The organism is Micromonospora sp. NPDC004551 (assembly GCF_040609975.1).
GTDB lineage: Bacteria > Actinomycetota > Actinomycetes > Mycobacteriales > Micromonosporaceae > Micromonospora.
Window position 1 is genome coordinate 19,006 of the sequence record NZ_JBEXLM010000038.1, and the last position, 26,370, is coordinate 45,375.

21 protein-coding genes and 1 pseudogene are annotated in these 26,370 nt (G+C 70.8%); 7 read left to right on the plus strand and 15 right to left on the minus strand.

Going from position 1 to position 26,370, the window contains the following annotated elements; genetic code table 11:
* Window positions 1-17: 17 nt before the first annotated feature.
* From ABZW14_RS30295 to ABZW14_RS30305, 3 genes are read right to left on the minus strand one after another with little or no spacing between them, the layout of a single operon-like run.
* Entirely contained in the window at window positions 18-839 is an 822-nt protein-coding gene (locus ABZW14_RS30295) for an ABC transporter ATP-binding protein (protein WP_355353239.1), read from the minus strand.
* Window positions 840-844: 5 nt separating this feature from the next.
* Window positions 845-1,861 carry an ABC transporter substrate-binding protein gene (locus ABZW14_RS30300; RefSeq protein WP_355353242.1) on the minus strand — a complete coding sequence of 339 codons (1,017 nt, stop codon included), beginning with the start codon at window positions 1,859-1,861 and terminating at the stop codon, window positions 845-847.
* Window positions 1,862-1,877: 16 nt separating this feature from the next.
* Window positions 1,878-2,759, minus strand: a complete 882-nt coding sequence (locus ABZW14_RS30305) for an ABC transporter permease (protein ID WP_355353245.1) — start codon at window positions 2,757-2,759, stop codon at window positions 1,878-1,880.
* Window positions 2,760-2,989: 230 nt separating this feature from the next.
* Between ABZW14_RS30305 and ABZW14_RS30310 the strand changes: the two genes are divergently transcribed.
* From ABZW14_RS30310 to ABZW14_RS30320, 3 genes are all read left to right on the plus strand, one after another.
* A complete protein-coding gene (locus tag ABZW14_RS30310) occupies window positions 2,990-3,985 on the plus strand; it encodes a LacI family DNA-binding transcriptional regulator (protein ID WP_355353248.1) in 996 nt (331 codons plus the stop codon).
* 13 nt (window positions 3,986-3,998) lie between these two features.
* Complete coding sequence (locus tag ABZW14_RS30315; protein WP_355353251.1) at window positions 3,999-5,162, plus strand: enolase C-terminal domain-like protein; 1,164 nt, start codon at window positions 3,999-4,001, stop codon at window positions 5,160-5,162.
* 64 nt (window positions 5,163-5,226) lie between these two features.
* Window positions 5,227-6,042: an SDR family oxidoreductase gene (locus ABZW14_RS30320; RefSeq protein ID WP_355353254.1), complete on the plus strand. Its 816-nt coding sequence runs from the start codon at window positions 5,227-5,229 to the stop codon at window positions 6,040-6,042.
* 137 nt (window positions 6,043-6,179) lie between these two features.
* On the opposite strand, the gene ABZW14_RS30325 is transcribed toward ABZW14_RS30320, so the two are convergent.
* From ABZW14_RS30325 to ABZW14_RS30335, 3 genes are read right to left on the minus strand one after another with little or no spacing between them, the layout of a single operon-like run.
* A complete protein-coding gene (locus ABZW14_RS30325; protein ID WP_355353257.1) occupies window positions 6,180-6,752 on the minus strand; it encodes a TIGR03086 family metal-binding protein in 573 nt (190 codons plus the stop codon).
* Window positions 6,739-7,221, minus strand: coding sequence for an SRPBCC domain-containing protein (locus ABZW14_RS30330; RefSeq protein ID WP_355353260.1), 483 nt, complete (start codon window positions 7,219-7,221; stop codon window positions 6,739-6,741). Before ABZW14_RS30330 ends, ABZW14_RS30325 begins: the two co-directional genes overlap by 14 nt.
* Window positions 7,154-7,549 carry a metalloregulator ArsR/SmtB family transcription factor gene (locus ABZW14_RS30335; protein ID WP_355353263.1) on the minus strand — a complete coding sequence of 132 codons (396 nt, stop codon included), beginning with the start codon at window positions 7,547-7,549 and terminating at the stop codon, window positions 7,154-7,156. Before ABZW14_RS30335 ends, ABZW14_RS30330 begins: the two co-directional genes overlap by 68 nt.
* Before the next feature lie 131 nt (window positions 7,550-7,680).
* Here ABZW14_RS30335 and ggt point away from each other — a divergent pair, with 131 nt between their 5' ends.
* Both ggt and ABZW14_RS30345 read left to right on the plus strand, forming a co-directional pair.
* The gene (gene ggt / locus ABZW14_RS30340) at window positions 7,681-9,483 is read left to right on the plus strand and encodes a gamma-glutamyltransferase (RefSeq protein WP_355353266.1); all 1,803 of its coding nucleotides are present in this window, start codon (window positions 7,681-7,683) and stop codon (window positions 9,481-9,483) included.
* Window positions 9,484-9,647: 164 nt separating this feature from the next.
* Complete coding sequence (locus tag ABZW14_RS30345) at window positions 9,648-10,226, plus strand: dihydrofolate reductase family protein (protein WP_355353269.1); 579 nt, start codon at window positions 9,648-9,650, stop codon at window positions 10,224-10,226.
* A 25-nt stretch (window positions 10,227-10,251) separates the two neighbouring features.
* On the opposite strand, the gene ABZW14_RS30350 is transcribed toward ABZW14_RS30345, so the two are convergent.
* From ABZW14_RS30350 to ABZW14_RS30380, 7 genes are all read right to left on the minus strand, one after another.
* Complete coding sequence (locus ABZW14_RS30350; RefSeq protein ID WP_355353272.1) at window positions 10,252-11,124, minus strand: LLM class F420-dependent oxidoreductase; 873 nt, start codon at window positions 11,122-11,124, stop codon at window positions 10,252-10,254.
* Window positions 11,125-11,180: 56 nt separating this feature from the next.
* Window positions 11,181-12,668 carry a cytosine permease gene (locus tag ABZW14_RS30355; RefSeq protein ID WP_355353275.1) on the minus strand — a complete coding sequence of 496 codons (1,488 nt, stop codon included), beginning with the start codon at window positions 12,666-12,668 and terminating at the stop codon, window positions 11,181-11,183.
* A 173-nt stretch (window positions 12,669-12,841) separates the two neighbouring features.
* The gene (locus ABZW14_RS30360) at window positions 12,842-14,026 is read right to left on the minus strand and encodes a sugar phosphate isomerase/epimerase (protein WP_355353278.1); all 1,185 of its coding nucleotides are present in this window, start codon (window positions 14,024-14,026) and stop codon (window positions 12,842-12,844) included.
* Between the two features lie 140 nt (window positions 14,027-14,166).
* A complete protein-coding gene (locus tag ABZW14_RS30365) occupies window positions 14,167-17,619 on the minus strand; it encodes a ThuA domain-containing protein (protein ID WP_355353281.1) in 3,453 nt (1,150 codons plus the stop codon).
* Between the two features lie 259 nt (window positions 17,620-17,878).
* Window positions 17,879-18,823, minus strand: a complete 945-nt coding sequence (locus tag ABZW14_RS30370; RefSeq protein WP_355353284.1) for a sugar phosphate isomerase/epimerase — start codon at window positions 18,821-18,823, stop codon at window positions 17,879-17,881.
* An 18-nt stretch (window positions 18,824-18,841) separates the two neighbouring features.
* A complete protein-coding gene (locus ABZW14_RS30375; RefSeq protein ID WP_355353287.1) occupies window positions 18,842-20,953 on the minus strand; it encodes a PQQ-dependent sugar dehydrogenase in 2,112 nt (703 codons plus the stop codon).
* 345 nt (window positions 20,954-21,298) lie between these two features.
* Window positions 21,299-21,694 carry a hypothetical protein gene (locus tag ABZW14_RS30380; RefSeq protein WP_355353290.1) on the minus strand — a complete coding sequence of 132 codons (396 nt, stop codon included), beginning with the start codon at window positions 21,692-21,694 and terminating at the stop codon, window positions 21,299-21,301.
* Between the two features lie 396 nt (window positions 21,695-22,090).
* Between ABZW14_RS30380 and ABZW14_RS30385 the strand changes: the two genes are divergently transcribed.
* Complete coding sequence (locus ABZW14_RS30385; RefSeq protein WP_355353293.1) at window positions 22,091-23,272, plus strand: Cmx/CmrA family chloramphenicol efflux MFS transporter; 1,182 nt, start codon at window positions 22,091-22,093, stop codon at window positions 23,270-23,272.
* Window positions 23,269-23,522, plus strand: a pseudogene (locus tag ABZW14_RS30390) (leucine zipper domain-containing protein); the annotation flags it as partial. The gene ABZW14_RS30385 and the pseudogene ABZW14_RS30390, both read left to right, overlap by 4 nt.
* A gap of 91 nt (window positions 23,523-23,613) precedes the next feature.
* On the opposite strand, the gene ABZW14_RS30395 reads toward ABZW14_RS30390, so the two are convergent.
* Complete coding sequence (locus ABZW14_RS30395; RefSeq protein WP_355353300.1) at window positions 23,614-24,261, minus strand: class I SAM-dependent methyltransferase; 648 nt, start codon at window positions 24,259-24,261, stop codon at window positions 23,614-23,616.
* 130 nt (window positions 24,262-24,391) lie between these two features.
* The gene (locus ABZW14_RS30400) at window positions 24,392-26,227 is read right to left on the minus strand and encodes an AMP-dependent synthetase/ligase (protein ID WP_355353303.1); all 1,836 of its coding nucleotides are present in this window, start codon (window positions 26,225-26,227) and stop codon (window positions 24,392-24,394) included.
* Window positions 26,228-26,370 lie beyond the last annotated feature (143 nt).

Consider the following 26,370-nt stretch of genomic DNA (forward strand, 5'->3'; position numbering starts at 1 on the left):
GTGTGTCCTTCCAGTGGTTATTCGGCGGTCGTCGTCGCACCCAGCAGGTCCCGGATGCGTCCCGTGGCGCGGGCGAACTCCGGCGCCGACATGGTCTGGCCGTAGTCCCGCTCGACGGGAAGGTCGACATCGATGACCTCGGCGACGGTGCCGGGTCGGGGGGTCATGACGATCACCCGGTTGGCCAGGTAGACCGCCTCCGCGATCGAGTGGGTGACCAGCAGGACGGTGGTGCCGGTCTCCCGCCAGATCCGCCGCAGCTCGACGTTCATCTGCTCGCGGGTGAGGGCGTCGAGCGCCCCGAACGGCTCGTCCATGAGCAGCACCGGCGGGCGGTGCAGCAGCGCGCGGCACAGGGCCACACGCTGCTGCATGCCACCGGACAGCTCGTTGGGGTACGCGTCTTCGAAGCCGGTCAGCCCGGTCATGGCGATCAGCTCGTCGGCGCGCTGGCGTGCCTGCGCCCTGGGCATGCCCCGCATCTCGGCCTGGAGCAGGATGTTGCGCCGGGCCGTGCGCCACTCCAGCAGCGCGGCGCGCTGGAAGACGTACCCGATGTCGCGCCGCGGCCCCCGCACGTCCTCGCCGTGCAGGCGGACCTGGCCGGACGAGGGCCGCAGCAGGCCGGACACCAGCTTGAGCAGCGTGGACTTGCCGCAGCCGGAGGCCCCGACGATGGCGACGAACTCGCCCGGCTCGATCCGCACCGAGACGTCGCGCAGCGCCGTGACGTCCTTCTTCTTGGTGCGGAACCGGACCGCGACCTCGTCGATGTCGACCGCGGCGCCGGTCGCCGTGGCGTCCGCCGAGCGCTGCGTGGTGGTGTTGCCGACCGTCATCAGAATCAACCCTTCGGAGCGAAGCTCGCGTCCCAGTAGGCCGACGGGGACTCCGCCTTGGTGATCACACCGGCGTCGGCGAAGACGGTGATGGTCTTCTGCCAGTCGGCCTCGTCGTTGACGCCTGGGGCCTGTCCCTTGGTGGCGTCGGTGTGCAGCAGCTGCAGCGTGGCGTTGAACTGGTCGGTCAGCACCTTCTCCGACGGCAGCTGCTGGGAGGCGCCCGCCATGGCCGCGACCGCGCCGGCCGCGTCCTTCTCGGAGGCGGTCCACGCCTCACTGCTGGCCGCGACCATCCGCTTGACCAGGTCCTGCTTGTTCTTGATGGTGTCGTTCGAGGCGATCAGACCGTTGCTGTAGAAGCTCAGGCCGTGCTCGGCGAACTTCAGGTAGGAGACCTGCTTGCCGGCCTTCTCCTGCATGGTCGGGCCCTGGTCGGTGGCGAAGCCGAGCAGCGCGTCGGTCTTGCCCGACATGACGGCGGCCATCTTGCCGGCCGGGTCGGTGTTCTGCAGGGTCACGTCGGTGGCGGCCAGGCCGTTGGCCTTGAGGAACGCCGGGAAGGTCTTGCTCAGCGCGTCGCCGGCCGTGGAGGCGATGGTCTTGCCCTTGAGGTCGGCGGGGGAGGCGATGTTCTTGTCGCTGAAGAACTGCACCGACGACGGGGTGGTCTGCAGGAAGACGCCGACGCTCTTGACGTCCATCCCCTGACCGACGGCCGAGAGCAGCGCCGGGGTGTCGGCCCAGCCGAAGTCGGTCTGCCCGGCGGCGGTGGCCTGCACGGTCTTCTGCGAGCCCTGGCCGGCCTGGATGGTCAGGTCGATGCCGTGCTTGGCGAAGATGCCCTGCTTCTTGCCCAGGTAGAACGGCGCGTGCTCGCCGTACGGGTACCAGTTGAGGGTCAGGGTGACCTTGTCCAGGCCCTGGGCGGTCTTCTCCTGCTCGTCGGAGGACGACCCGCAGGCGGTGGTGGCCAGAAGGAGTGCCGGCACGAGCGCGGCGGCGAGAGTACGCAACTTCATCCGAGGGTTCTCCTGTTCACAGCGTTGTGGTGGCAGCGTCGGTGCGGCGGCTGGCGTGCCAGGGCAGAACGAGGTACTCCAGCAGTTCCACGGCGACGAAGAGGAGCACGCCGAGCAGCGACATGATGATCAGCCCGGCGAAGAGGGTCGGGGTGTCGAGGTTGCCGTTGGCCTGCAGGATCACGTAGCCGAGGCCCTCGTTGGCGCCGACGAACTCACCGACGACGGCGCCGGTGACGGCCATGGTGGCGGCGACCTTCAGGCCGGCGAACAGGTGCGGCAGGGCGGCGGGGAACCGGATCTTCCGGAACGTCTGGGCCGGCCCGGCGCCCATGGTCGCCGACAGTTGCAGCATCTCCGGGTCGATGGACTTCAGGCCGGTGACCGTGGAGATGACGATGGGGAAGAAGGCCATCAGGACCGCGACGACGACCTTGGGCGAGAGCCCGAAGCCGAGCCACACGATGAACAGCGGCGCGATCGCGATCTTGGGGATGACCTGGGCGAACAGCAGCAGCGGGTAGAGGCTCTTCTCAACGGTGGGTGAGTAGACCATGACCACGGCGGAGAGCACGCCGACCACGATGGCGATGGCGAAGCCCAGCACCGTCTCGTAGGTGGTGATCCAGGTGTGGTGGGTGAAGTAGCCCGGCTGGGCGAGGACCACGTCCAGCGTCGTGCCGGGCGAGGGGACCAGGTAGGGCTTGACCAGTTCAGCGGCGGTGACCACCCACCAGACCAGCAGGATGGCCACGAGGACCGCGGCGGGACGCCAGGTGTTCCGGGCGAACCGGAGCAGGCCGGCGCCCGCCCCGCCGGGGCGGCGGGCGGCCGACGCGGTGGCGCCGGCGGGAGCGGTGGTGCGCTCCGGTTGCTCGATGGTGCTCTGCGCGGCCATGACCCTCCGTTCTCCCTGGCTGGCCGGCGGTTTCGCCGGTTGTCAACCGCTGGGTAGGCGCGTGCCGTCGGCAGGGCCGGGCGACCCCGGTGAGGGCGGGGAAGCGGCCCTGAATGCGCTTTCAGTAAGCGCTTTCAGGGTGCTACGGTAACCACGCCGAAATAATCCGGTCAAGAACTTCCGCAGGGGGAAAACCGATGCAGCCACGGGCGCACGTGACCTTGGAAGACGTGGCCAGAGCCGCCGACGTCTCGCTGGCCACGGCCTCCCGGGCGCTCAACGGCATGCGGGTCACCCCGCAACTGCGCGACCGGGTCCTCGCCGCCGCCGAGAAGCTCGCCTACACCCCGAACGCGCACGCCCGCGCCCTCGCCGGCGCCTCACACCGCACCGTCGGCGTCATCTGCCACGACGTCACCGACCCCTACTTCGCCGCCATCGCCGGCGGAGTCATGCGCGTCGCCGGAGCCAACGACCTGCTCGTCATGCTGGCCAGCACCTTCCGCGACCCCGAACGCGAGATCGCCTACGTGTCGATGCTGCGCGCCGAACGCGCACCGGCCATCCTGCTGATCGGCTCCGGCTTCGAGGACACCCGCTGGGAACGGGCCCTGGAGGCCGAGCTGAAGCCCTACCTGGACGGCGGCGGCCGGGTCGCCGTGGTCAGCCGGCACCGCAGCCTCAAGGTCGACAGCGTGCTGCCGGAGAACAAGGCCGGCGCCGCCGCCATGGCCCGCGCCCTGCTCGACCTCGGCCACCGCCGCTTCGCCGTCCTCTCCGGACCGCGCGCGCTCACCACCGTCGCCGACCGCCTCGGCGGCTTCCGCGACGAACTGGCCAAGGCTGGCGTGACCCTCGACCCGGCCGACATCGTCGAGGCGCCCTTCACCCGCGACGGCGGCTACGGCGCCATGTCCGAACTGCTCACCCGCCGTTCGACGGCCACCTGCGTGTTCGCCCTGACCGACGTGATGGCCATCGGCGCCTGCGCCGCGCTGCGCGACCAGGGCCTGTCCATCCCCGGTGACATCTCCGTCGCCGGCTTCGACGACATCCCCATCGTCCGCGACCTCACCCCGCCGCTCACCACCGTGGCGCTGCCCCTGCAACGCCTCGGTGAGACGGCCATGGAACTGGCGCTGACCGAGAACAACGGACGGCGGCGCCGGCTGCTGCGAATGGGCGGCGAGGTCGTCCTCCGCGCCAGCACCGCCAAGCTCGTCTGACGGAGGTTCTCCCGTGATCTCACCCGCCGCCCTGTCGGGGCTGACCATCGACGCCGTCGACACCTACGCCGTCGCCCTGCCCACCGTCCGCTCGTTCGGTGTCTCCGGCGGCTCGGTCGCCGTCGCCGGCACACCCAGCATCCGCGTCCTGGTCAAGGTCACCGCCGACGGCCTCACCGGCTGGGGCGAGGCCACCCCCATCCCCGCCTGGACCTACGAGACCGCCGAGTCGATCGTCACCACCATCGACCGGTACCTCGCCCCGGCCATCCTCGGCCGCCCCGCCTGGGACCTCGACGGCGTCACCACCGCCTTCGACCGCGCCATCAACCGCGGCTTCACCATCGGCTCACCCCTGGCCAAGAGCGCCGTCGACGTGGCCCTGCACGACCTGCTCGGCCGCGCCCTCGGCGTACCCGTCGGGATGCTGTGGGGGCAGCGCCGCCGGGAGACCATCGAACTCGGCTGGATCGTCTCCGGGCAGACCGCCGGCGAGGTCGCCGACGCCGTCGCGGAGGGCCGCGACCTGGGCTACCGGGCGTTCAAGGTGAAGGTCGGCCTGCACAGCGAGGCCGAGGACACCGCCGTGGTGCGGGCCGTCCGCGAGGCCGCGCCCGACGCCGCGCTCTGGGTGGACGCCAACCAGGGCTACACCGTCGACGGCGCGCTGCGCATGGCCCACCGGCTGGCCGAGTACGACGTCACCACCTTCGAGCAGCCGCTGCCCGCCAACGACGTGGCCGGGCAGCGCCGGCTGCGGGAAACCTCACCGATTCCCGTCGCGCTGGACGAGAGCCTGCGGCACCCGAGCGACCTGGCGACGTTCGTGAAGCTCAACGCCGTGGACGTGGCGATCGCCAAGGTGCAGCGCAGCGGAGGGCTGACACTGTCCCGGCGGCTGTGCGCCCTCGCCGAGGACTCCGGCGTGCGGCTCATGGGCTCCGGGCTCACCGACTCCGACCTCGGCCTGGCCGCGTCGCTGCACCTGTTCGCCGCGTACGGCATCGACACGCCCGTCGACCTCAACGGGCGGCAGTTCCTCACCTCCTCCTACGCCATTGGGGCGACGGTCGAGATCAAGGAAGGTGTCGCCCAAGTGCCGACCGGGCCGGGGCTCGGCGTCGAGGTGGACGAGTCGATGGTCCGCGAACTCGCCGTGGACGTGCTCGCCCGATAGCCACGGCCTGGCGGCACCACACCGCCTTGACTTCGAGCCCGCTCCAACCCATAGCGTCCCCGCCATGAGTGCTTCCCACCCTGCGCAGACCAAGGCCGGCGACCGTCCGCTCACCGGACCGGGCGGGCCGGTGCGGGTGCTGGTGACCGGCGGGACGAGCGGACTGGGACGTGCCATGGCCACCGCCCTGGCCGAGGCGGGAGCCGCGGTGGCGCTGACCGGCCGGTCCGGGCCCCGCGCACAGGCCGTCGCGGCCGACCTGCCGGGGGCGATCGGCGTCGAGCTGGACGTACGAGATGAGTCGTCGGTGACCAGGGCGGTCGACGAGGCGTGGTCACGGCTGGGCGGCATCGACATGCTGGTGAACAACGCCGGGATCGGCATGCGCACCGTCAACCCGCGCTTCATGACCGAACCGCGGGGCTTCTGGGAGGTGCCGGTCGACGGTTTCCGCGCGGTGGTGGAGACCAACCTGACCGGCTACTTCCTCGTAGCCAGGGAGGTCACGCCGCGGATGCTGGCCGCCGGCGGCGGACGCATCGTCAACATCGCCGTGAGCTCGTCGACCATGCACCGGGCCGGGTTCGTGCCCTACGGGCCGTCGCGCGCCGCGAGTGAGGCGCTGTCGCGGATCATGGCCGCCGACCTGCGGGACACGGGCGTCACCGTCAACCTCCTGCTGCCCGGGCGCGCGACTGTCACCGGGATGCTGCCTGCCGAGGCCGTGCCCGAGGGCCATGCGTTCCTGGACGCCGCGGTGATGGGCCCGCCCGTGGTCTGGCTGGCGTCCGACGACGCGTCCGGCGTGCATGACGAGCGCATCGTCGCCGCCGACTTCGCGAACTGGTTGCGGGACCGGAGGACGGTGGGGCGGTCCTGACGACCGAAGGCCCCCGGGTGTCGCGGGACGGCGGGGTCCGTCGGTAGCGCAGGGCGGACAGGTTGGCGCAGCTGAGACAGCCCCGACGAGACGAGGTCACGATGCGAGCGTGGGCGTGAAGGCGAGCCAGGCGGGGCTCAGGGCGTCGACCAGAACGGATCCCGGCCGATGAAGCCCAGCAGCTTGGTCTGGGCGTCCGCGTCCTCGGGCACCGCCACCCGCGGGCCGTACTGGCCGGAGGAGCGGATGACCTCCTCCATCTGCTCCATCCCACCGAGGAGCTGAGCGCAGAGCTCCGGGTCCAGCGCGTCGTCCTGGCCGGTGGCCCGGGCCAGATCCCAGGTGTGCATGAACACGTCGGTGGTGTAGAACCGGTCGATCGCGTCCGCCAGCGGCAGGCTGCCGATGTGCGGGTTGGTGAACTGCCGATCTGCGGTCTCCGGATCGTCCAGCACCGCCTGCACGGCATCGCAGTGAACCTGCCAGGCGGCGGCCGGGTCCTCGTCCACGGACGGCCCCTTGGGCAGGTCGATGCCGGCGCCGGAGGCGAGGAACCCGGGGAGCCATTCGGTCAGGTGGCGCACCACGTCGCGGGCGGTCCAGCCGGCGACCGGGGCTGGCGTGTCCCACGACCGGGTGCCCCGGGCCCGTTCGGTGAATGTCCCGGCGATCTGCCGGTGTCGTTCGGCCGGTCGGTCAGACAGTGCCATCGATGATCATCCTCTCCAGCTTCGCGTATCCCTCGTTGACGCCGACCTCCATGCCGCTGCGCAGCCATGCGTCGCGGCCTTCGAAGCTGTCGACCAGGGACTGTGTCCGCAGCCGCGTGCGGCCGTCGCCCAGGTCCTCGAACCACAACGTCTCCAGCGCGACTCCGTCGGGCTCGCCCTCGAACGTGAAGGTCTGCACGATGCGGTCCGGCCGTACGTCGTGGAAGCAGCCGCGGAACCAGTACTCCGTGCCGTCGCGTGCCGAGACGTACCGCCAGCTGCCGCCGGTGGACGCATCCCAGTGCTCGATCCGGGTGGCCATCGCGTCGGGACCCACCCATCGGGCGAACAACACGGGATCGGTGTGGGCGCGGAACAGCTGCTCGGGCCGTGCCGCGAAGTCACGACTCATCCGGATGACCGGCAGCCTCGGATCGGCTTCGATCGCTGTCTCCGTGATCCTCTCCATGTCCGTCTCCGTTCATCTCCGCCAGAACGGCGTCAAGGCGGCGGTAGCGCTGCTCGACGCGGCTGCGGTGGCGCTCGATCCAGGCGTCCATCAGGTCGAAGGCCCCGGCCTCCAGGCGCACCGGCCGGGGCTGCGGCCCGCTCGGCCGGCTGACCAGCCCGGCGTCCTCGAGCACCCGCAGGTGTTTGTAGACCGCCTGCAGCGTCATCCGGTACGGCTCGGCCAGCTGGCCCACGGTCGCGTCGCCCTCCGAGAGCCGGGCCACCATGTCGCGCCGGGTCGGGTCGGCGAGGGCGGCGAAGGTCCGGGACAGCGCATCCGTGGTCATCCACCCACCCCTTTCAACCCGATGGTTTAAAGACCGTAGGCAGCGGGCCGGCCATCCGTCAACCCTCGGGTTGCCCGTCCTCGATCGGTGGAGTAGGCAGGAGGCTCACTCATGTCGATCTGGGAGGCCGAATGAGATCTCGGGCCCTCGTCACCGCGACCATCGCCCTGGCCACACTCGTGGCCGGGACCACCGTCCCCGCCCAGGCGAAGCCGGCCGCGCCGCCGAAGGAACCGGTGGCCGTCGGCTACGGGGGAGCGGTGTCCACCGTGGATGCCACCGCCACGGCCGTCGGCCTGGACGTGCTGCGGCGCGGCGGCAACGCGGTCGACGCGGCCGTCGCCGCCGCCGCCACGCTCGGCGTCACCGAACCCTTCTCGGCCGGCATCGGCGGTGGCGGCTTCTTCGTCTACTACGACGCGAAGAGCCGGCGGGTGCACACCATCGACGGCCGCGAGGCCGGACCGGCCTCGATGAACGAGACCACCTTCATCGACCCGGCCACCGGAGCGCCGTACCGGTTCGACGAGGCCCGGATCAGCGGCCTCTCGGTCGGCGTCCCGGGCACCCTGCTCACCTGGCAGGACGCGCTCAACCGCTGGGGCACCCGATCGCTCGCACGGCTGCTCAGGCCAGCCGCCCAGGTCGCCGACGACGGCTTCCCCGTCGACGAGACCTTCGCCAGTCAGATCGCCGGGAACCAGGCGGCGTTCGGCCAGTTCAGCTCGACCAGCGCGCTGTACCTGCCCGGCGGGCAGCCGCCGGCGGTCGGCAGCACCTTCCGCAACCCGGACCTTGCCGACACCTACCGGCTGATCGCCAAGCGGGGCACCGACGTCCTCTACCGCGGCGAGGTCGGTCGCGATCTGGTCGCGACCGTGCAGCACCCGCCGGTGGCGGCGCAGCCGGTGGGCTCGTGGCCGTACCCGATCCGCCCGGCCGCCATGACCGCCGCCGACCTGGCCGCCTACCGCACCCGCTTCCCCGAGCCGACCCGGTCGGACTACCGGGGCCTCGAGGTGTACGGCATGGCCACCCCGTCCAGCGGCGGCACCGCCGTGGGCGAGGCACTCAACATCCTGGAGCAGTTCGACCTGCGGTCCCTGACCCCGGCGCAGGCCATGCACCGCTACCTGGAGGCCAGCGCGCTGTCGTTCGCCGACCGCAACCGGTACGTCGGCGACCACACCCCGCGCAGCGTGCTCCGCGAGCTGCTCAGCGACGCGTACGCCAAGGAGCGGGCCTGCCTGATCAGCCCGTCGGCTGCGCTGCCCAAGCCGGTCGCCCCGGGCGTACCCGACGGCGCCTACGGCGGCTGCTCGGCGGCGCCGTCCGCCGACGTCCGCGACGACCGCACCGGCACCACCAACCTGACCGTGGCCGACCGGTGGGGCAACGTCGTGGAGTACACGCTGACCATCGAGGCGACCGGCGGCAACGGCATGGTCGTGCCCGGCCGGGGCTTCCTGCTCAACAACGAGCTGACCGACTTCAACTTCGCGCCGACCCAGGGCACCGCGACCGACCCGAACCTCCCGGGACCGGGCAAGCGCCCGCGCAGCTCCATGGCGCCCACGATCGTGCTGGCCGACGGCCGGCCGTTCCTGGCCGTCGGCTCGCCCGGCGGCGCGACGATCATCACCACCGTCCTGCAGATGCTGGTCAACCGGATCGACCGGGGGATGACGCTGCCGGAGGCCCTGGCCGCGCCGCGGGCGTCGCAGCGCAACGGCGCCAGTACGCAGGCGGAGCCGGCCTTCATCACCGCGTACGCCACCGGCCTCCCGCCGGGCCACTCTTTCTCGTCGACCGCGGAGATCGGCGCGGCGACCGGTATCGAGTTCCTGGGCGACGGCCGGCTGGTCGCCGCGGCTGAGCCGGTACGCCGGGGCGGCGGCGCGGCGGCGGTCGTCGGCCGCTGGGCGCGCGACTGACGACGGGGAGCGCGGCGACGGCTGCGGCCCGAGCCGTCGCCGCGCTCCTCACTGGGTCGCCGGCTGCGCAACGAACAGTGCACCCCGTGTCGGAACTGCCGGGTCGGCTCCGACCACCTCCTGAGGGCGCCGGACGGCGGTGCCGGGAGTGTGGGAGGTCAGCGATGGGCAAGGTCGTGCTGGACGTGTCGATGTCCCTGGACGGGTTCACGGCCGGGCCGAACGTCCGCGAGGCGGAACCGATGGGCGACGGCGGCGAACGCCTGCACGCCTGGATGGCGGGGAACGGGCCGGAGGGCGAGATCGACGCCGCGGTGCGCCGCGAGGTGGACGCGGCCGTCGGCGCGACGGTCATCGGGCGGCGCACCTTCGATCTCGGCCTCGGCCCGTGGGGCGGCACCCCGTGGCCCGGCGTCCCCAGCTTCGTGGTGACCCACCGGACGAGGCAGGACCTGCGCGGCGACAACGGCGGAACGTTCGCCTTCGACGGGATCCAGGCCGCGGTGCGGCGCGCCAAGCAGGCCGCCGGACACAAGGACGTCCTGGTGCTCGGGGCCGACGTCGCCCGCCAGCTGCTGCGGGCGGACCTGCTCGACGAGGTCCGCATCCACCTGATCCCGCTCCTGCTGGGTGCGGGAACACCACTGTTCGCCGGTGAGCAGGCCGAGCTGATCCCGGAAGGTAAGCCGGTCACCGGAACCGTGACCCACCTGCGCTTCCGGGTCGCACGAGGCGTGTCCTAGGTTCCGCAGGCGGCGGAGTGGCGGCTCAGGCGAGTTCGGCGAGTCGCGCCGCGACCCGCTGCTCGGCCAGTTCCTGCGCGAACTCCACCGGGTGGCGGTCGGGCATCGTCTGCACCTCGGTGACGCCGAGCGCCGCGTACTCGGCCACCTCGGCCACGAATGCGTCGACGTCGGCCAGGGGCGGCCGCGTGACCAGCACCGTCTTGGCGATGCTGTCGTAGTCCCGGCCCTCGGCGGCGCAGTGTTCCCGCAGCACGTCGAGCTTGCGCGCGACCTCCGCCGGGCTGTTGCCGAACACGTTGCAGGCGTCGGCGTAGCGGGCCACGAGCCGCAGCGTCTTCTTCTCGCCGCCGCCGCCGATCATGATCGGGGGGTGCGGCCGGCTGATCGGCGCCGGCACGTTCAGCGTCTCGGCCAGCTGGTAGTGCCTGCCGTCGAACGGGCCGTTGTTGTCGCTCCACATCTGCAGGCAGATCTGCAACGTCTCCTCGAGCCGCTCGAAGCGCTCGCCGACCGGGACGACCGGTACGCCGAGGCCGCGCTGCTCACGGTCGTACCAGGAGGCGCCGATGCCGAGCCGGGCCCGCCCGCCGGAGAGCACGTCGAGCGTGGTGACGATCTTGGCGAGCAGGCCCGGATAGCGGTACATCACCCCGGTGACGAGGACACCGAGCGTCATCCGCTCGGTGTTCGCCGCCACGTAGCCCAGGGTGGTGTAGGCCTCGAGCATCGGCTCCTCGGCCGACGTCGTGAACTCCATCTGGAAGTAGTGGTCCATCACCGTGAAGGCCGAGACCCCGGCCTGCTCCGCGATGCGGGCGGTCTCCGCCAGCGCCCCGGCCGTCTCGGACGGGTCGGCGGGCGTGGAGAAATTCCAGTAGTGCAGCCCGAGCTTCATGGCCCATCCTTTCGGGGTTCCTGGGACAACTGGCAATTATGCCGGGACTGCCCGGATCAGCCGGTGCGTTCCTGGTCGCGGACGCGGCGCCGCCCGAGCAGCAGGTAGCCGAGGAAGCCGATGGCGAAGGACATCGCCACGCCGAGGTTCGCGTACGCCCAGTCGCCGGTCCTGCCGCCGAGGCCGGCCGCCGACAGCAGGTAGCCCTGCCAGGACAACCAGGAGGCCAGGCTGTTCGTCACCAGGCCCCAGCCGACGGCGGTGCCGGCGACGACGAGTCCGACCGCCGCCGCGCCGATCGAGCCGTATCGGCCTTCGGGCCGGTAGAGGTCCGCCTCCGCGTACGCCTGCCGGCGCAGTGCGAGGTCCGCGAGGAACACGCCGCACCAGCCGGCGATCGGCACGCCGAGGGTGATGAGGAAGCCCTGGAAGGGGCCGATGAAGCTGTTGGCGATCCAGACGACGTAGATGGTGCCGAGGATCATCAGGACACCGTCGATGCTCGCCGCCACCCACCTGGGCACCCGCAGTCCGAGGGTGAGCAGCGCCAGGCCTGAGGAGTAGATGTCCAGGACCGCGCCGCCGATGAGGCCGAGGATGGCGACGAGTGCGAACGGTACGAGGTACCAGGTGGGTACGAGCGCCGTCAGGGCGCCGATGGGGTCGGCGGCGATCGCGCTGCGGAGCTGCTCGTCGGAGGCGGCGAGCAGCAGGCCGTAGACCACCAGGACCACGGGCGCCACGCTCGCCCCGAACGTGGTCCAGCCGACGACGCCCCGGCTCGATGCGCCGCGCGGCAGGTAGCGGGCGTAGTCGGCGCCGGAGTTGACCCAGCCGAGGCCGAAGCCGGTCATCGCGAAGATGAGGGTGCCGATGAGCGCCTCGACGGACCCGTTCGGTACCGACGACACCGCGGCCCAGGAGACGTGGTCGGCGGTCAGCGCGAGGTAGCCGACGGTCAGGACGGCGGTGGCGATGGTGATGATGCCTTGCAGGCGCATGATGGCGTCGAAGCCGAGGACCCCGGCGAGCACGACGATCAGGGCCACGACGAGGAACGCGACGACCTTGGTGAGGTTGCCGCTGCCCCAGCCCAGCCGGTCGAAGACGGTCGCCGTGGCCAGTGTGGCGAGGGCGCAGAGCACGGTCTCCCAGCCGACGAGCAGGACGTAGCTGATGGCCGCGGGCAACGCGTTGCCGCGTACGCCGAACGGGGCCCGGCTGAGGATCATCGTGGGCGCCGAGCCGCGCTTGCCGGCCAGCGACACGAAGCCGACGAGCAGGAACGACACGACGGTGCCGAGCACCCCGGCGAACGTCGCCTGCCAGAAGGAGACACCGAAGCCGAGGAAGAACGAGCCGTAGCTGATGCCCAGGACGGCGATGTTGGCGGCGCACCACGGCCAGAACAGGTCGCGGGGCCGGCCTTTGCGTTCCTCCTCCGCGATCACGTTGATGCCGTTGAGCTCGACGGGCAGGCCGGCCGGCCCGCCGGCGCCGGGCTTCGGGCCTTGACTCTGGGTGGGGCGTACCTCTGCGGTCATGGCCATCCTTGCGCAGTACTCGGAGGCGTCGAGGAGTTGTGGACGGTGCGGGCGATCACCAGTGTCCGGCCGGCGGGCCCGGATGGACAAGGGCCGGGGCGGGGTGGACGCGGGTTCGCCCGCTCCGTGCCGACGCATGCGCCGACCGGGAGCGGGCGAAACCGTGGAAGCTGTCAGTAGCGCAGGGCGCGCAGGCCGGTGTAGCTGTCGCAGGCCGATGAGACGCCGTTCGGGCGGGGGTTGTCGTTCTCGGTGAGGTAGTAGTCGACGCCGGCCATGTCGCTGTGGGTGAAGATGCGGGCGAAGTCGATGGTGCCCTCACCCACGTCGGCGAACGACCCGTCGGCGGCCATGTCCTTGACGTGGAACAGCGAGAACCGGCCCGGGTACTGCTTGATCAGCTCCACCGGGTCGGCGCCGACGCTGGACGCCCAGTACAGGTCGAGTTCCATCGCGACCAGGTTCGGGTCGGTCTCACGGACCAGCACGTCGTAGCCACGCACTCCGCCCTCCTGGGTGGTGAACTCGAACCCGTGGTTGTGGTAGGCGACCGTGATGCCCGCCTGCTTGAGCTTGGCGCCGACCGCGTTGAGGGTCGCCGCGACCGCGGAGTAGTCGTCGAGCCCCCACGAGCCGGAACCCGAGATCCGGACGTACTTCGCGCCGAACGCTCGGGCGTTGGCGATGACGCCGTCGAGGTTGTTCTGGAGGTCGCCGAGGCCGATCCCGATCGACGGGACGGACAGCCCGGCGTCGGCGACCAGGGGTGCCAGCGTGTCGGCGCGCTTGCCGTAGAAGTTGTTCACCGCGCCCGAGGGTTCCGCATTGCGGTAGCCGCAGGCGGCGAGCGCGGCCAGGGTGGCTTCCGGTGTGGCCGGCATGGTGGCCCGCACGGTGTAGAGGACGAGGCCGATCCGGTCGTCGGGGACCTCTCGTGTGCCCGGGGCCGGCTGCGGCCGGCCGATGTCGGAGTCGGCCGCCGCCCGCAGGATGCTCGCGCTCTCCTGCGCGGTGATGACGTCGTCCTGCCGGAGCGCGTTGGTCAGCCCGCTGACGGCGCTCACGAAGCTGCCGTGGTCGGCGAACGGCGCGCCGGCCCAGATGGTGTCCAGGATCGTGCACCCGTCGCCGAGGTCGCGGTTGGGTACGCCCGAGTCGGCCCGGTCCCGGCCGAAGAACACGGTGGAGGAGGTGGTGTAGCCCCAGGGGCAGTTGTCGGCGGCGACCTGTTCCGCGGCGGGCGTCTCGGGTTCGGCGGCCGACGCCGCAGCCGCGGTGAGCGGCAGGAGTGTCGCGGCGAGCGACACGGCGAGCAGGTGACGGGCTCGCGGTCGATGGTGGGACGAGCTGGAATTCATCGTTGTCTCCCGGAAGTCGGAGGGGCAGGTGGTCAGGCCACAAGAGGGCAGCGCCACGGACGGCGGCTGCTGGAGGTTGTCGGGGGGCCGCGTCGGGCCGGTGGTGGCGGGGCGGCCTTGCGCCCCGCCACCCGTGCCGCTCAGCTCACGGTCACGACCACGGTCGAGGACCAGGTCGCCCCGACGCTGTCGGTGGCGGTCAGCCGTGCCGTGTAGGTGCCCTTGCGGGCGTACGTGTGACTGGCCGACGCCCCGTGCACGGTGGCCGAGTTGTCGCCGAAGTCCCACACGTGATCCGTGAAGGTACGCCCGGGTGCCGGTGAGCCGGTCCCGGTGAACGCGACCGTCAGCGGCGCGGTGCCCGTGGTGGGTGTGGCCGTGGCCGACACCGTGGCTCCGGTCTGTTCGCGCACCCCGGCGCCGTTGAAGCGCAGCCAGTCCAGCGCCATCAGGTCGGGGGTGCCGCCGGTCTGGTTCGGGTTGACGAAGACCAGGTAGAGCGTCACGGTGCGGCCCGGATCGGTCAGCTCGACGGTGGGTGAGACGACGTTGTCCCAGCCGCCGGTGCCGCCGATGGTGGCCCGGCCGAGAAGCTGGCCGGTGGGGGAGTCGGCTCTGACCTCGATGTCGCCGCCGCTGCTGCCGGAGGCGACGCCGAAGGTGACCGAGTCGATGTTGCGGAGGTTGACCGGGCCGAAGTTGATCCACTCGCCGTGGTCGATGTCGCCGATGCGTTTGCCGGCGCTGGCGGTCGCGCGGTCGAGGACCTGGATGCCGCTCTGGCCGTCGAAGTGCTCGGCCTCCTTGCTCTTGGTCTGCAGCTCCGCCCGGGTCGAGCCGACCAGCTCCGGTGCCCCGTTCGCGCCGCCGTCGGTGTACTGGGCGGACAGCAGCGTGTAGAGGTTCTGGCCCGGGCCGTGCCCGTCGCCGCCGTTGCTCTCGGTCACCGCCACCCCGGTGCATCCGACGTAGTTGTCCAGCGGGTGGGCGTGTGAGTCGTGGCCGAGTTGGGTCTGCACGACGACCTTGGTGCAGTCGATGCTGCTCTCCTCCGGGTCGGTGACCGTCACCGTGTACGGGATGCGGTCACCGAAGTCGAAGAAGGCCCCGTCGGGGACGCTGAGGGTCACCGTCGGGCGGGTGTTGCCGGCCGTGATCTCCTGTACGGCGACGGCGGTCTGCCCGTTGGTGGCGGTGACGGTGAGCCGGGCGGTGTAGCGCCCCGGTGTGCCGTAGGTGTGGCTGGGGTTGGCGGCGGTGGAGTCGACGCTGCCGTTGCCGTCGAAGTCCCAGGCGTACTCGATGGCGGTGCCGTCCGGCCCGGCGGAGCCGGCGCTGGAGAAGGCGACGGTCAGCGGTGCCGGTCCGCTGTCCTTGTCGACGGCCAGCTTGGCCACGGGCGGCCGGCTGTTGGCGACGTAGTCGATGCGGTAGATGCCGGCGCCCTCGTTGCTGCCGCCGCGGCCGCTGCCGCTGCCCTCGCCGAAGTCGATGACGTAGAGGGAGCCGTCGGGCCCGAATTCCGCCTCGAACGGCTGGATCCAGGACATGTCGCCGAGGATGCCGTTGATGGACTGCAGGTCACCGACGTTGGTGGGGCCGAAGCGGGGGTCGCGGAAGGTCTGGGCGGTGTCGTGGATCGACAGCGTCTTGAACCACCTGCGGGTCAGCTCGTAGACGATCCACTTGCCCTCGTAGTACTGGGGGAACTTGGTCAGCCGCTTGTTGGACGGGTCGTAGTCGTAGACCGGTCCGCTCATGGGGCCGCCACCGCCGGTGCCCAGCTCGGGGAACTGCGGGGAGGCCGAGTAGGCGTACCAGACCAGGGCCGGCTTGGCCGCCGGGAGGTTGGTCAGGCCGGTGTTGTTGGGGGAGTCGTTGACCGGCGCGGCGCAGTCGAACTTCGGCCCGGAGGTGCTGGTGGCGAAGTCGTAGTCGTTGAACGGGATGTTGTTGCCGATGCAGTAGGGCCAGCCGTAGTTGCCGGCGCTGGTGATCCGGTTGAACTCGACGGTGCCTTCCGGCCCCCGGTTGGGGTTGGCGGAGCGGGCGTCGGGGCCGTAGTCGGCGACGAGCAGCGCGTGGGTCTTGGAGTCGACGGTGATGCGGAACGGGTTCCGCATGCCCATCGCGTAGATCTCCGGTCTGGTCCGTTCCGTGCCCGGGGCGAACAGGTTGCCGTCGGGAATGGCGTACTTGCCGTTGGGTAGCGGCTTGATCCGCAGGATCTTGCCCCGCAGGTCGTTGGTGTTGCCGGCGGTGCCCTGCGCGTCGTACGCGCGACGGCCGGCCCGCTCGTCGATCGGGGTGAAGCCGCTGGACTCGAACGGGTCGGTGTTGTCGCCGATGGCGGCGTACAGGTTGCCCTGCTGGTCCATGGTCACCGAGCCGCCCATGTGCGAGTTGGCGCGCGCCTCACCGCGCCAGGTGGGGATGGTGAGCAGGCGTTTTTCCGAGGCGAGGCTGACGCTGTCGCCGTCGACGGTGAAGCGGGACAGGTTCAGCTGCTTGGCCACCCGGTCGGACCAGAGCAGGTAGAGCCAGTTGTTGTCGGCGAAGTGCCGGTCCAGGGTCATGCCGAGCAGGCCGTCGGACTGGCTGGTCTGCTCCGGGGTGTAGGCGAAGTCCAGCAGCGTGGTGACCGCGAGGGTGTCCTGGTTGACGACCTTCAGCGCGCCGGTGCGCTCGATGTAGAAGACCCGCCGGTCCGGCGCGACCGCCAGTTCGAACGGGTCGGAGAGGTCCTGGTTGACCAGGGGGATCCGCTCGAAGTTGCTGGTCCGGGTGGCGCCGCAGTCACCGGGGGCGGCGCCGGCGGCCCACTTGATGCCGCCGGCCAGGTGCGCGAGGAAGGCCGGCTCCTGGAACGAGGAGGAGCTGTGCCCGCCGGCGGTGAACCAGGAGCGGCCGCCGTCGTAGTTCTGGCACCACGAGTACGCGTGGTCGGTGCCTTCGTCGAGCCCGGGAATGCCGTCGCGCACCTTGATCTGGGCGAGCGTGTGGACCTTGCCCGTGGGGTTGGTGCGCCAGTTGTACCACTCCTCGCTGCGCTCCCAGAGTTCCGGCAGGTCCTTCGTGGACGGGTGGGCGTGGTCGAGGACCTTGATCCGGCCCGGGAAGGTGCCGCCCGTGGCGGAGAAGTCCGGGTGCTGGTCGAAGACGGTCCCGACCAGCCCCTCGTACCAGGACCAGTCCCGCTCGCTCGCCGACGCGGCGTGCAGGCCGACCCAGCCGCCGCCGTCGCGGATGAACTTCTGGAGCGCGGCCCGCTGGTCGGCGTCGAGGAGGTCGCCGGAGGCCGGGGTGGAATTGGTGTTGTTGAACACGAGGGCGTCGAAGCGGGCGAGGTTCGCGTCGGTGAACGCGCCCGCGTCGGTGGTCGCCTCGACGGCGAATCCCTGTTCCTCGCCGAGCTTTTCGATGGCGGCGACTCCGGCCGGAATGGAGTCGTGGTAGAAGTTGGTGACCTTGGAGAAGACCAGCACCCGGAAATTGGTGGCGGTCGCGGATTCGGCTGCGGTCGCCGGCAGGCTCGGCAACAGGAGTGTGGCGGCTGCGAGCAGGGCGAACAGTAGCGTGCGTTGGCGTCTCATACACGCGCTCCTTGGTGGGGACGGTCGCGAGAAAGCGCTTTCCACGTTCCCTGCACCCTATGAGATCAATTCCGATGGGTCAATGTCCGGGCACCGCGTGCATTTCGTCCGATGGAACGGTCTACAGGCATGCCGATAACCACTCTCTCGACATGAGGGAGTGGTTATCGGCGGTCAATTGAATGAGATTGCGGTCGGGCGCCGGGGCCGTCGATTCCGGCCGGCCCCGGCGTCCGTCAGCGCTCCTCCCGGCGGTCCCTCAGAACCGCAGCTTGCGCAGGTAGCGGTAGCCGACCTCGGCCGTCTGCTGCGGCGTCACGTCGGGGGTGTCGTTCTCGACGATGTACTCGAGCACCGAGTGTTCCTGGAAGATCCGGGCGAAGTCGATGGTCCCGGTGCCCAGGTCGGCCATGTCGCCGGTGGCGGGGTCCCGGTCCTTGACGTGGTACTGCAGGACGCGCTGCGGCGCGGAGCGGATGACGTCGAGGGTGAAGCCCTCCGGGTCCGCGGCGCCGTCGCCGGAGTTGATGCCGCCGGTGACCGCCCAGTAGAGGTCGACCTCCAGGTGCACGAGCTTCGGATCGAGTTCCGCGGTCAGCACGTCCCAGGGCCGCTTGCCGCCGCCGAGGTCGATGGTGAACTCGTGGGCGTGGTTGTGGTAGCCGTAGCGCAGGCCGCCAGCCCGGGCCGCGGCGGCCTCGACGTTCATCTGCTCCGCCCAGCGCTTCCACTCGTCCGCGCTCTCGGAGTACAGGTACGGCACCACCATGAACTGCTGGCCCAGGGTGACCGCGTTCTGGATCTTCTGCTCCAGCTCGGCGGGGCTGCCGCTGATCCCGTCGTGGCTGGAACTGGCCCGGATGCCGATGCCGTCGAGGAACTGGCGCAGCTGGGCGGCCGTGCGGCCGAAGTAGCCGAGCGCCAGCTCCACGCGCGGATACCCGATGCGGGCCAGGTGGGTGAGGGTGGCGTCGTAGCCGGGCGAACCCCACAGGGCGTCGCGCACCGTCCACAGCTGGATGCTGATCAGGCCCGGGGGTACGTGGTTGCGTCCGGTGCTGTGTGCGGTGGCCGACGCGGCCGTCGCGCCGAGACCGGACGCCGCGAGCCCGACACCGGCGATGGTGGCCAGTGAGCCGCGCAGCAGGCTGCGCCGGTCAACGGAGCGCCGCAGCGCGGCCATCCCGTCGTGTCCGTAACACATGGTTGCTCCTTTCGTGAGTTATGCGGTGGGGACCAGGACGACCTGGTCGCTGCCGGTCAGGGACGGCAGGCCGTCACCGCCGGCGTCGGTGTACGAGGCGACGAACACCGCGGTCAGGTTGTCGTGCTCCGGGTCGTGGCCCGACGGCACCGTCGTCTGGATCGAGCCGGTGCAGCCGGTGGCGGTGGTCTGCGGGTGCCCGTGCTGGTCGTGGCCGAGGACGTAGGTGACGGTGACCCGGGCGCAGTCCACCGGCTGGTCGTCGGTCACCCGTACCTCGAACTGGACGGTGTCGCCGAAGGCGAACGGCTGCCCGTCGGCCGGCTTGACCAACTCCACCACGGGCGCGGCGTTGCCGACCACGACCCGCACCGAGGCGGAGGCCGACAGGCCGGCCGGGTCGCTCATGTTGAGCGTCGCGTTGTACAGGCCGTTCTCCCGGTAGGTGAACGTCGGGTTCGCCGCCCGCGAGTCGACCTTGCCGTCGTTGTCGAAGTCCCACGCGTACTTCAGCCGGTCACCGTCGTAGTCGGTGGTGCCCGCGCTGGAGAACGTGACGGTCAGCGGCGCGACCCCGTCCGTGGGCGTGGCCGAGACCTGGGGGACCGGGGTGTGGTTGCCCGTCCAGCCGGTGTAGTCGATCCGGGCCAGCTGCGCGTCCGGGTTCTCGCTGAAGTAGCCGTCACCGTACTCGAGCACGTAGAGCGCGCCGTCTGGGCCGAATTCCAGGTCCATCGGGTTGTCGAAGGTGATCGAGGACAGCACCGGCTCGATCCCGGTCAGGTCGCCGTCGGCGTCCAGCCGGAAGCCCTTGACGTAGTCCCGCGTCCACTCGTGGAACAGCGGCATGCCGTCGTAGTAGGCCGGCCACGCCACCGGTGCGCGTCCCCGGATCGTCGGCGGCGAGAACTGGTACGCCGGCCCGGCCATCGGGCCGATGCCGCCGGTGCCCAGCTCCGGGAACTGCGCCGAGGGGCCGTAGTTGTACCAGACCTGCGGCTGCTGCACGGGCGGAAGCTGGCGCAGCCCGGTGTTGTGCGGCGATTCGTTGACCGGCGCGGCGCAGTTGAACGGCGCCCCCGACTGGCCGGTGGCGAAGTCGTAGTCCACGTACGGCAGCTGCGCGGTCGCGCAGTACGGCCAGCCGTAGTTGCCGGCCTTCCGCGCGGCCAGCCACTTGCCGTGCCCGGCCGGCCCGCGCAGCGGATCCGGGTCGCCCGCGTCCGGCGAGTAGTCACCGACGTACAGGTCGCCGGTCTCGCGGTTCAGCTCGATCCGGAACGGGTTGCGCAGGCCCATCAGGTAGATCTCCGGCCGGGTGCCGGCCGTGCCCTGCGGGAACAGGTTGCCGTCCGGGATGCTGTACCCGCCGTTCGCGCCGACCTTGACCCGCAGGATCTTGCCCCGCAGGTCGTTGGTGTTGGCCGCGGTGCGCTGCGCGTCATACGCCGGGTTCCGGCCTGGACGCTCGTCCAGCGGCGCGTAGCCGCCGGACTCGAACGGGTTCGTGTCGTCACCCGTGGACAGGTACAGGTTGCCCGCGGCGTCGAAGGCGATGTCGCCGCCGACGTGGCAGCAGATGCCCCGGTCCACCGGCACGTCGAGGATCTGCTGCTCGGTGGAGAGGTCCAGCTTGTCCTTGACCAGCCGGAACCGGGACAGCCGCAGCGCGCCCTTGAACTTCGCGAAGTCCGCGGCCGTGCCCCAGGCCGGTGCGTCGCCCTCGTTGACGTCCGGGGTCGACGGGTCGTCGACCGGGGTGTTCCCCGGCGGGGAGTAGTACAGGTAGACCCAGTTGTTGCCGCCCTTGCCGAAGTTCGGGTCGATCGCGACGTTCTGCAGGCCCTCCTCGTCGTGCCGGTAGACGTCCAGGGTGGCGGCGACCGTGTTGCGGCCGGTGGTGGGGTCGTGCAGCCAGACCTCACCGGCGCGGGTCACGTGCAGCACCCGGTTGTCGGGCAGCACCGCGAGGTCCATCGGTTCACCCGGGTGGTCGTTGAGGGTGACCTTCTGGAAGTCGCTGTCCGGGGGCGGCGCGGCCGCGTCGGGGGCGGCCGTCGCGGCGGTGGGGGTGGCGACGAGTGTCATGGTCGTCAGACCCGCTACGGCGAGCGCGAGTCGTCTCTTCATCTGCCTCTCCTTGTGCTGGGGGACCGGTCGGGGCAGGTCGAGGGGGTCGGCTACTCCTTGATGGACCTGGTTGCGGGCATGGCTGAGTCGCCCGCCTCGACGCGCGCCACCAGCGGTGGGATCGGTCGGGGACGGGCGGGGGACTCGGGTTGGGGGACAGGTGGCGGTCAGTTGTCGGCTAGTGGGTCAACCGCGACGAAACACCATCGACCTGGCCGACGCTACAAAAGACATGTCCACGTGTCTATAGCTTTCCTTCGACGCAACCAAACTTTCGATCGGAGACGACGAAAGTCGGTCCGTCGTGTTGCGGTCGCGGGAGGAGTGAGTAGGCTTCCGCGCCGGTCAACGGCACGACGGGGCACGACGCGTGCTCCGGTGCGGCCACCACGGATGCGCCCAGCCCGCCGCGATCACCAGCGCGCCCACGGCGAGGAGCGACGGGCTGCGCCGGCGGGCGCCGACCGCCATCAACGCGTCACCGGCGAGCCGCACCGCCTGCGCGGACGCGGGCATGTGCGACCGCACCCACCGCCCCCGCCGGGTGCGGGCGAGCGCGTCGAGGTCCGCCAGCCGCAGCACCGCCACCGACCCCGCCACCGGTAGTGCGACCCGGACGGCGGCCGCCGCCCTCGGATGCGCGCGCCAGAGCAGGATGTTGGACGCCAGGCTCGCCGTGACGTCTGCCGAGATCTTGACCGGGTGAACCTGATGAACCAGCACCCGGTCGGACAGCCGCATGTCGCCATCCTCCACCCGCCGGGCAGCGGGAAGGCAGCGATTGGCAGGTCCGGAACCGGCCCGGGCTGCTCGCGCCGGGCAGTGCCGTGACCGGAAGCTGGTGCCGCCTCGGCGCACGATGGTCAGAGCACTAGTTGTTGCGGGGCACGAGGTTGACGACGATCGCCCCCGGAACTCGGTTGCATGATGACCGGTGGGTGTGAGTAGTGTTTGCGCCATGTCGAGCCCTGAGGCATCCAAGGTGGGGGCTTTCGGTCACGCCGTCAGCCCCCTGAACCACTGAGTTCATAGTTCGCTTCCCAGCAGCCTTCGCTGCATGGGCATTGGCGCGCACCCTTGGGCCGCTGGCCGCGGTGACGAGACGTCTCCTCGTTCTCTCTCACCCCGGAGCTCTTGATGCCTCTCCCGCTCTACCTGCTTGCCGTGGCGGTCTTCGCCATGGGCACCTCGGAGTTCATGCTTGCCGGCTTGGTGCCGGACATCGCCGCAAGCCTCGACGTGTCGGTCGGGGCCGCCGGGCTTCTGACCTCGGCGTTTGCTCTCGGGATGATCTTCGGCGCGCCGCTGATGGCGGCGCTTGCCCGCTGGTGGCCAGTCCGGGCCAGCCTGCTGTGCTTCGTGCTGGTTTTTGCCGTGGCCCACGCCGTAGGCGCTCTCACGACGAGTTTCGCGGTTCTGCTCGTTACCCGGGTGATCGCCGCCCTGGCCAACGCGGGCTTCCTTGCTGTGGCACTGAGCACGGCGGCCACGCTCGTCGCATCTGACCAGAAAGGGCGCGCGCTGGCGGTGCTGCTCTCGGGTACGACGGTGGCCACCATCGCTGGAGTTCCCGGCGGCGCAATCCTCGGCACGCTGCTTAGCTGGCGGGCAACCTTCTGGGCGATCGCACTGCTCTGCCTTCCCGCCGCCTTCGGCGTCGTGAAAGGCATCCCGGCCCGTGCCGGAAAGACACCTCAGGGCACTCGAGCTGGCTCGTCTCTTCGGGACGAGATCGCCCAGCTCGCGATGCCCAGGCTGCTCCTGGTCATGCTGCTCGGTGCCCTCGTCAACGCTGCCACCTTCGCCACGTTCACCTTCCTGGCACCGATCGTGACTGACACCGCCGGCCTGGGCGAGCTGTGGGTCTCGGTCGTACTGGTGCTGTTCGGGGTCGGGTCCTTCGTCGGCGTCACCCTCGCGGGACGGCTCTCCGACCAGCATCCCGGCATCGTGATCGCAGTCGGTGGCCCGTTGCTGATGCTCGGCTGGGTCGCGTTGGTGGCCCTAGCTGCCCAGCCCGCAGCGCTTCTGCTCCTCGTGTTCGCGCAGGGCACGCTCTCCTTCGCGTTGGGCAGCACTCTGATCGCCCGGGTTCTCTACGAGGCAGCAAGCGCCCCCACGATGGGAGGGTCGTACGCAACCGCGGCGCTCAACATCGGTGCTGCTGGCGGGCCCGTCGTTGCCGCAGCGACCCTCAGGGCCAATGCCGGCGACCTCGGCCCGGTGTGGGTCAGCGGCCTGTTGGTCGCGGTCGCACTGCTCATCGCCCTGCCGCTGCGGCGATTCATCGCACCCCGCCTCGGCCAGGCGATCCGATGACCCAGCCGAACGCTCCGCTGAGCATCGAGCGACGTCGGCGACCCATCAAGCGCTGCCGAACCCACCCAATCACTCATGTCGCTGCCGAGATGGGGATCTGGCGGGCCAGCGCCAGCAAGTGGGTCAATCGCTGGCGTCGCCACGGGGAGGTCGGACTCCAGGATCGACCCTCGACCCCTTCGCTCGGATCGTCGGCAGCCAGACCCGGCACCAGAAACCAAGCCCTACACCCCTCGACACAACGGCAAAGTCGAGCGCTACCAGCTCATCCTGGCAGGAGAACTGCTCCACCCGCTTCACGACTACAGCGATGTGTCACCAACGTCCAGCCGCTCCTGCAACTAGTTCTTGGCGGCCAGCAACTGCAACTCGCGGAACTGCCGCTTGTCGGTGGGCTTCGGTTCGCACAGCACCCGGGCGACCTCGCCCAGGCCGACGTCGCGCAGCAGCCCCGCCAGGTGGTCCGGCGACCAGCGGTAGGCCGTCACCACCGAATGGCCGAAGGCCTGTGCCGGGATCGCGGGGTCGTCGGTGGCGTAGCAGCTGATCAGCAGTTGGCCGCCGGGGGCCAGGACGCGGGCGAACTCCGCGACCACGGCCGGGAGGTCCTTCGGCGAGGTGTGGATGATCGAGGACCGGGAGAGCACCCCGCCCAGCGCGCCGTCCGCGATGTCGAGCGCTGCCATCGAGCCCACCTCGAACCGCAGATCCGGGTTGGCCTTCCGGGCCAGCTCGATCATCGCCGGTGAGGCATCGACGCCGAAGGCTCGTAGCCCCAACCCCCGCAGATGAGCGGTGACATGCCCTGGCCCGCACCCCAGGTCGGCGACCTCCCCGTCACCACCAGCGCGCACCGACTCGGCGAAGGCGGCCAGCAGTGCCCGCTCCAGTGCCCGGTCCCGCAGGGTGTCCGCGAACTGCTCCGCGTAACGCGCGGCGACGGCGTCGTAGGCGTCGCGGGTGGCGGGAAGTGAGTCCAGCTCGGTCATCCGCGGACCGTAACGGACGCCACTGACACGGGGCGGCGCCCGGCTCGGTGCGAGCCGCATCGTGGTCAGGAAGGTCCGATCCAGTGCCGGGCCGGGGCCGCAACCCGGTGGACCTGTCCGGCCATGGCAACTAGTGACCGGCGTAGAGGGCGTCGATCTCGGCGGCGCGTTGCCGCTGCACGGCCTCCCGCTTAATTTTCAACGTGGGGGTGAGCTCACCGTTGGCCTCGGTGAAGTCGTCGGGCAGGATGCGGAAGGTCTTGATCGCCTCCGCATGGGAGACCATGCTGTTCGCCCGGTCGACCGCGGCCTGGATCTCACCGCGCAGGGCGGGGTCGTCGCGCAGTTCCGCCACCGAGGCGCGCGGATGGCCGTGAGCGGTTCTCCACCGCTGCCATCCCTGCGGGTCGATGGTGATCAGCGCGGCGGCGTACGGCTTGGCGTCGCCGACGATCATGCAGTTGCTGACCAGGGGGTCCGCGCGTACCCGATCCTCCATCGGTGCGGGCACGATGTGCTTGCCGGCCGCGGTCACGAGGATCTCCTTGGTGCGTCCCGTGATGCGCAGGTAGCCGTCGTCGTCGAGGTTGCCGAGGTCGCCGGTGCGGAACCAGCCGTCGGCGGTGAACGCCGCGCGGGTGGCGGACGGGTTGTTCCAGTAGCCGTGGAACACGACCTCGCCGCGGGCGAGGATCTCCCCGTCGTCGGCGATCGCCAGCTCCACGCCGGGTAGTGGCCGGCCGACCGTGCCGATCCGCATGGCCGACGGGCGGTTCGCCGCCAGCGCGGGGGAGGTCTCGGTGAGACCGTACCCCTCCAGAGCCGTCAGGCCGGCCCCGCGGAAGAAGTGTCCGAGCCGCTCACCGAGCGGAGCGCCACCGACAATCGCGATGCGGCACCGTCCGCCGAGCGCCGCCCTCAGTTTCCGGTAGATCAGCAGGTCGAAGACCTGCCGTGCCAGCCGCAGCAGCGGGCCGGGTCCGGACAGGCGGTCGAGGGCCCGGCTGTACCGCACCGCGACGCGCTCCGCGACCGCGAAGAGCGGGCCCTGGTGGCTCTCGATGGCCTTCTGCTGCGCCCGGTGATACATCCTCTCGAACACGCGCGGCACCGCGAGGACGAACGTCGGCCGGTATCGACGGAGCTGATCCATCACGCCGCTCATGCTGGCGCTGTGCACCATCGTCGCCTGGGTCTGCACCATCCCGACCTGGATCAGCCGGGCGAACGCGTGCGCCAACGGCAGGAAGAGCACGGTCGACGCCTGCTCGTGGAACAGTTCCGGCAGAGCCGCCACCGCGTTGCCGACGTCGAGACGGATGTTGCGGTGCGTCAGCACGCAGCCCTTCGGCCGGCCGGTCGTCCCGCTGGTGTAGACGATCGTCGCCACGTCCCCGCCCGACACCGCGCCACGGCGGGCCTCCACGTGCCCGTCATCGACCGCCTGGCCCCGGTCTGCCAGCTGTACCAGGTCGCCGGCGTCGATCTGCCACACGTGTTCAAGCCCGGGCAGCCTGTCCCGCACGCCGCTCAGCATCGCGGCGTGGGCCGGTGTCTCCACCACGCACGCCACCGCGCCGGAATCGGCCAGGATCCAGGCCAGCTGTTCGGCGCTCGAGGTGTCATACACCGGCACGGTCACCGCGCCGATCGTCCACAGCGCATAGTCGACCAGGGTCCACTCGTAGCGGGTGCGGCTCATCAACGCCACCCGGCTTCCGGGCGCGACCCCCGCGGCGATAAGCCCCCGGGCCAACGCCAGCACGTCGTCGCGGAACTGCCGGCAGGTCACCGCACCCGCGTCGGCGGCCCCCGACTGCTGCACGGGCCACGTCCGGATGTCCGGGTCCGGGCGCACAAACTGCACGGTGTCCGGTTTACGGCGCGCGTTCTCCCACACCACGTCGGCCAGTCCCGCCGACTCACCGACGGTCACCTCCGGCTTCACCGCGACGCTAGCCCGCATGCCCCGTACGCCCCCTGGCTGTGGATCGATCCGTCCCCGCGCGCCCCGACGCGCGATTGCCCGAGGCGTAGGAGGGCAAACGCTGCGATGCGTCCGCACCCGCGCCGGACCGGCCACCACGAGTTGGAAACGGAGGTCTTCTC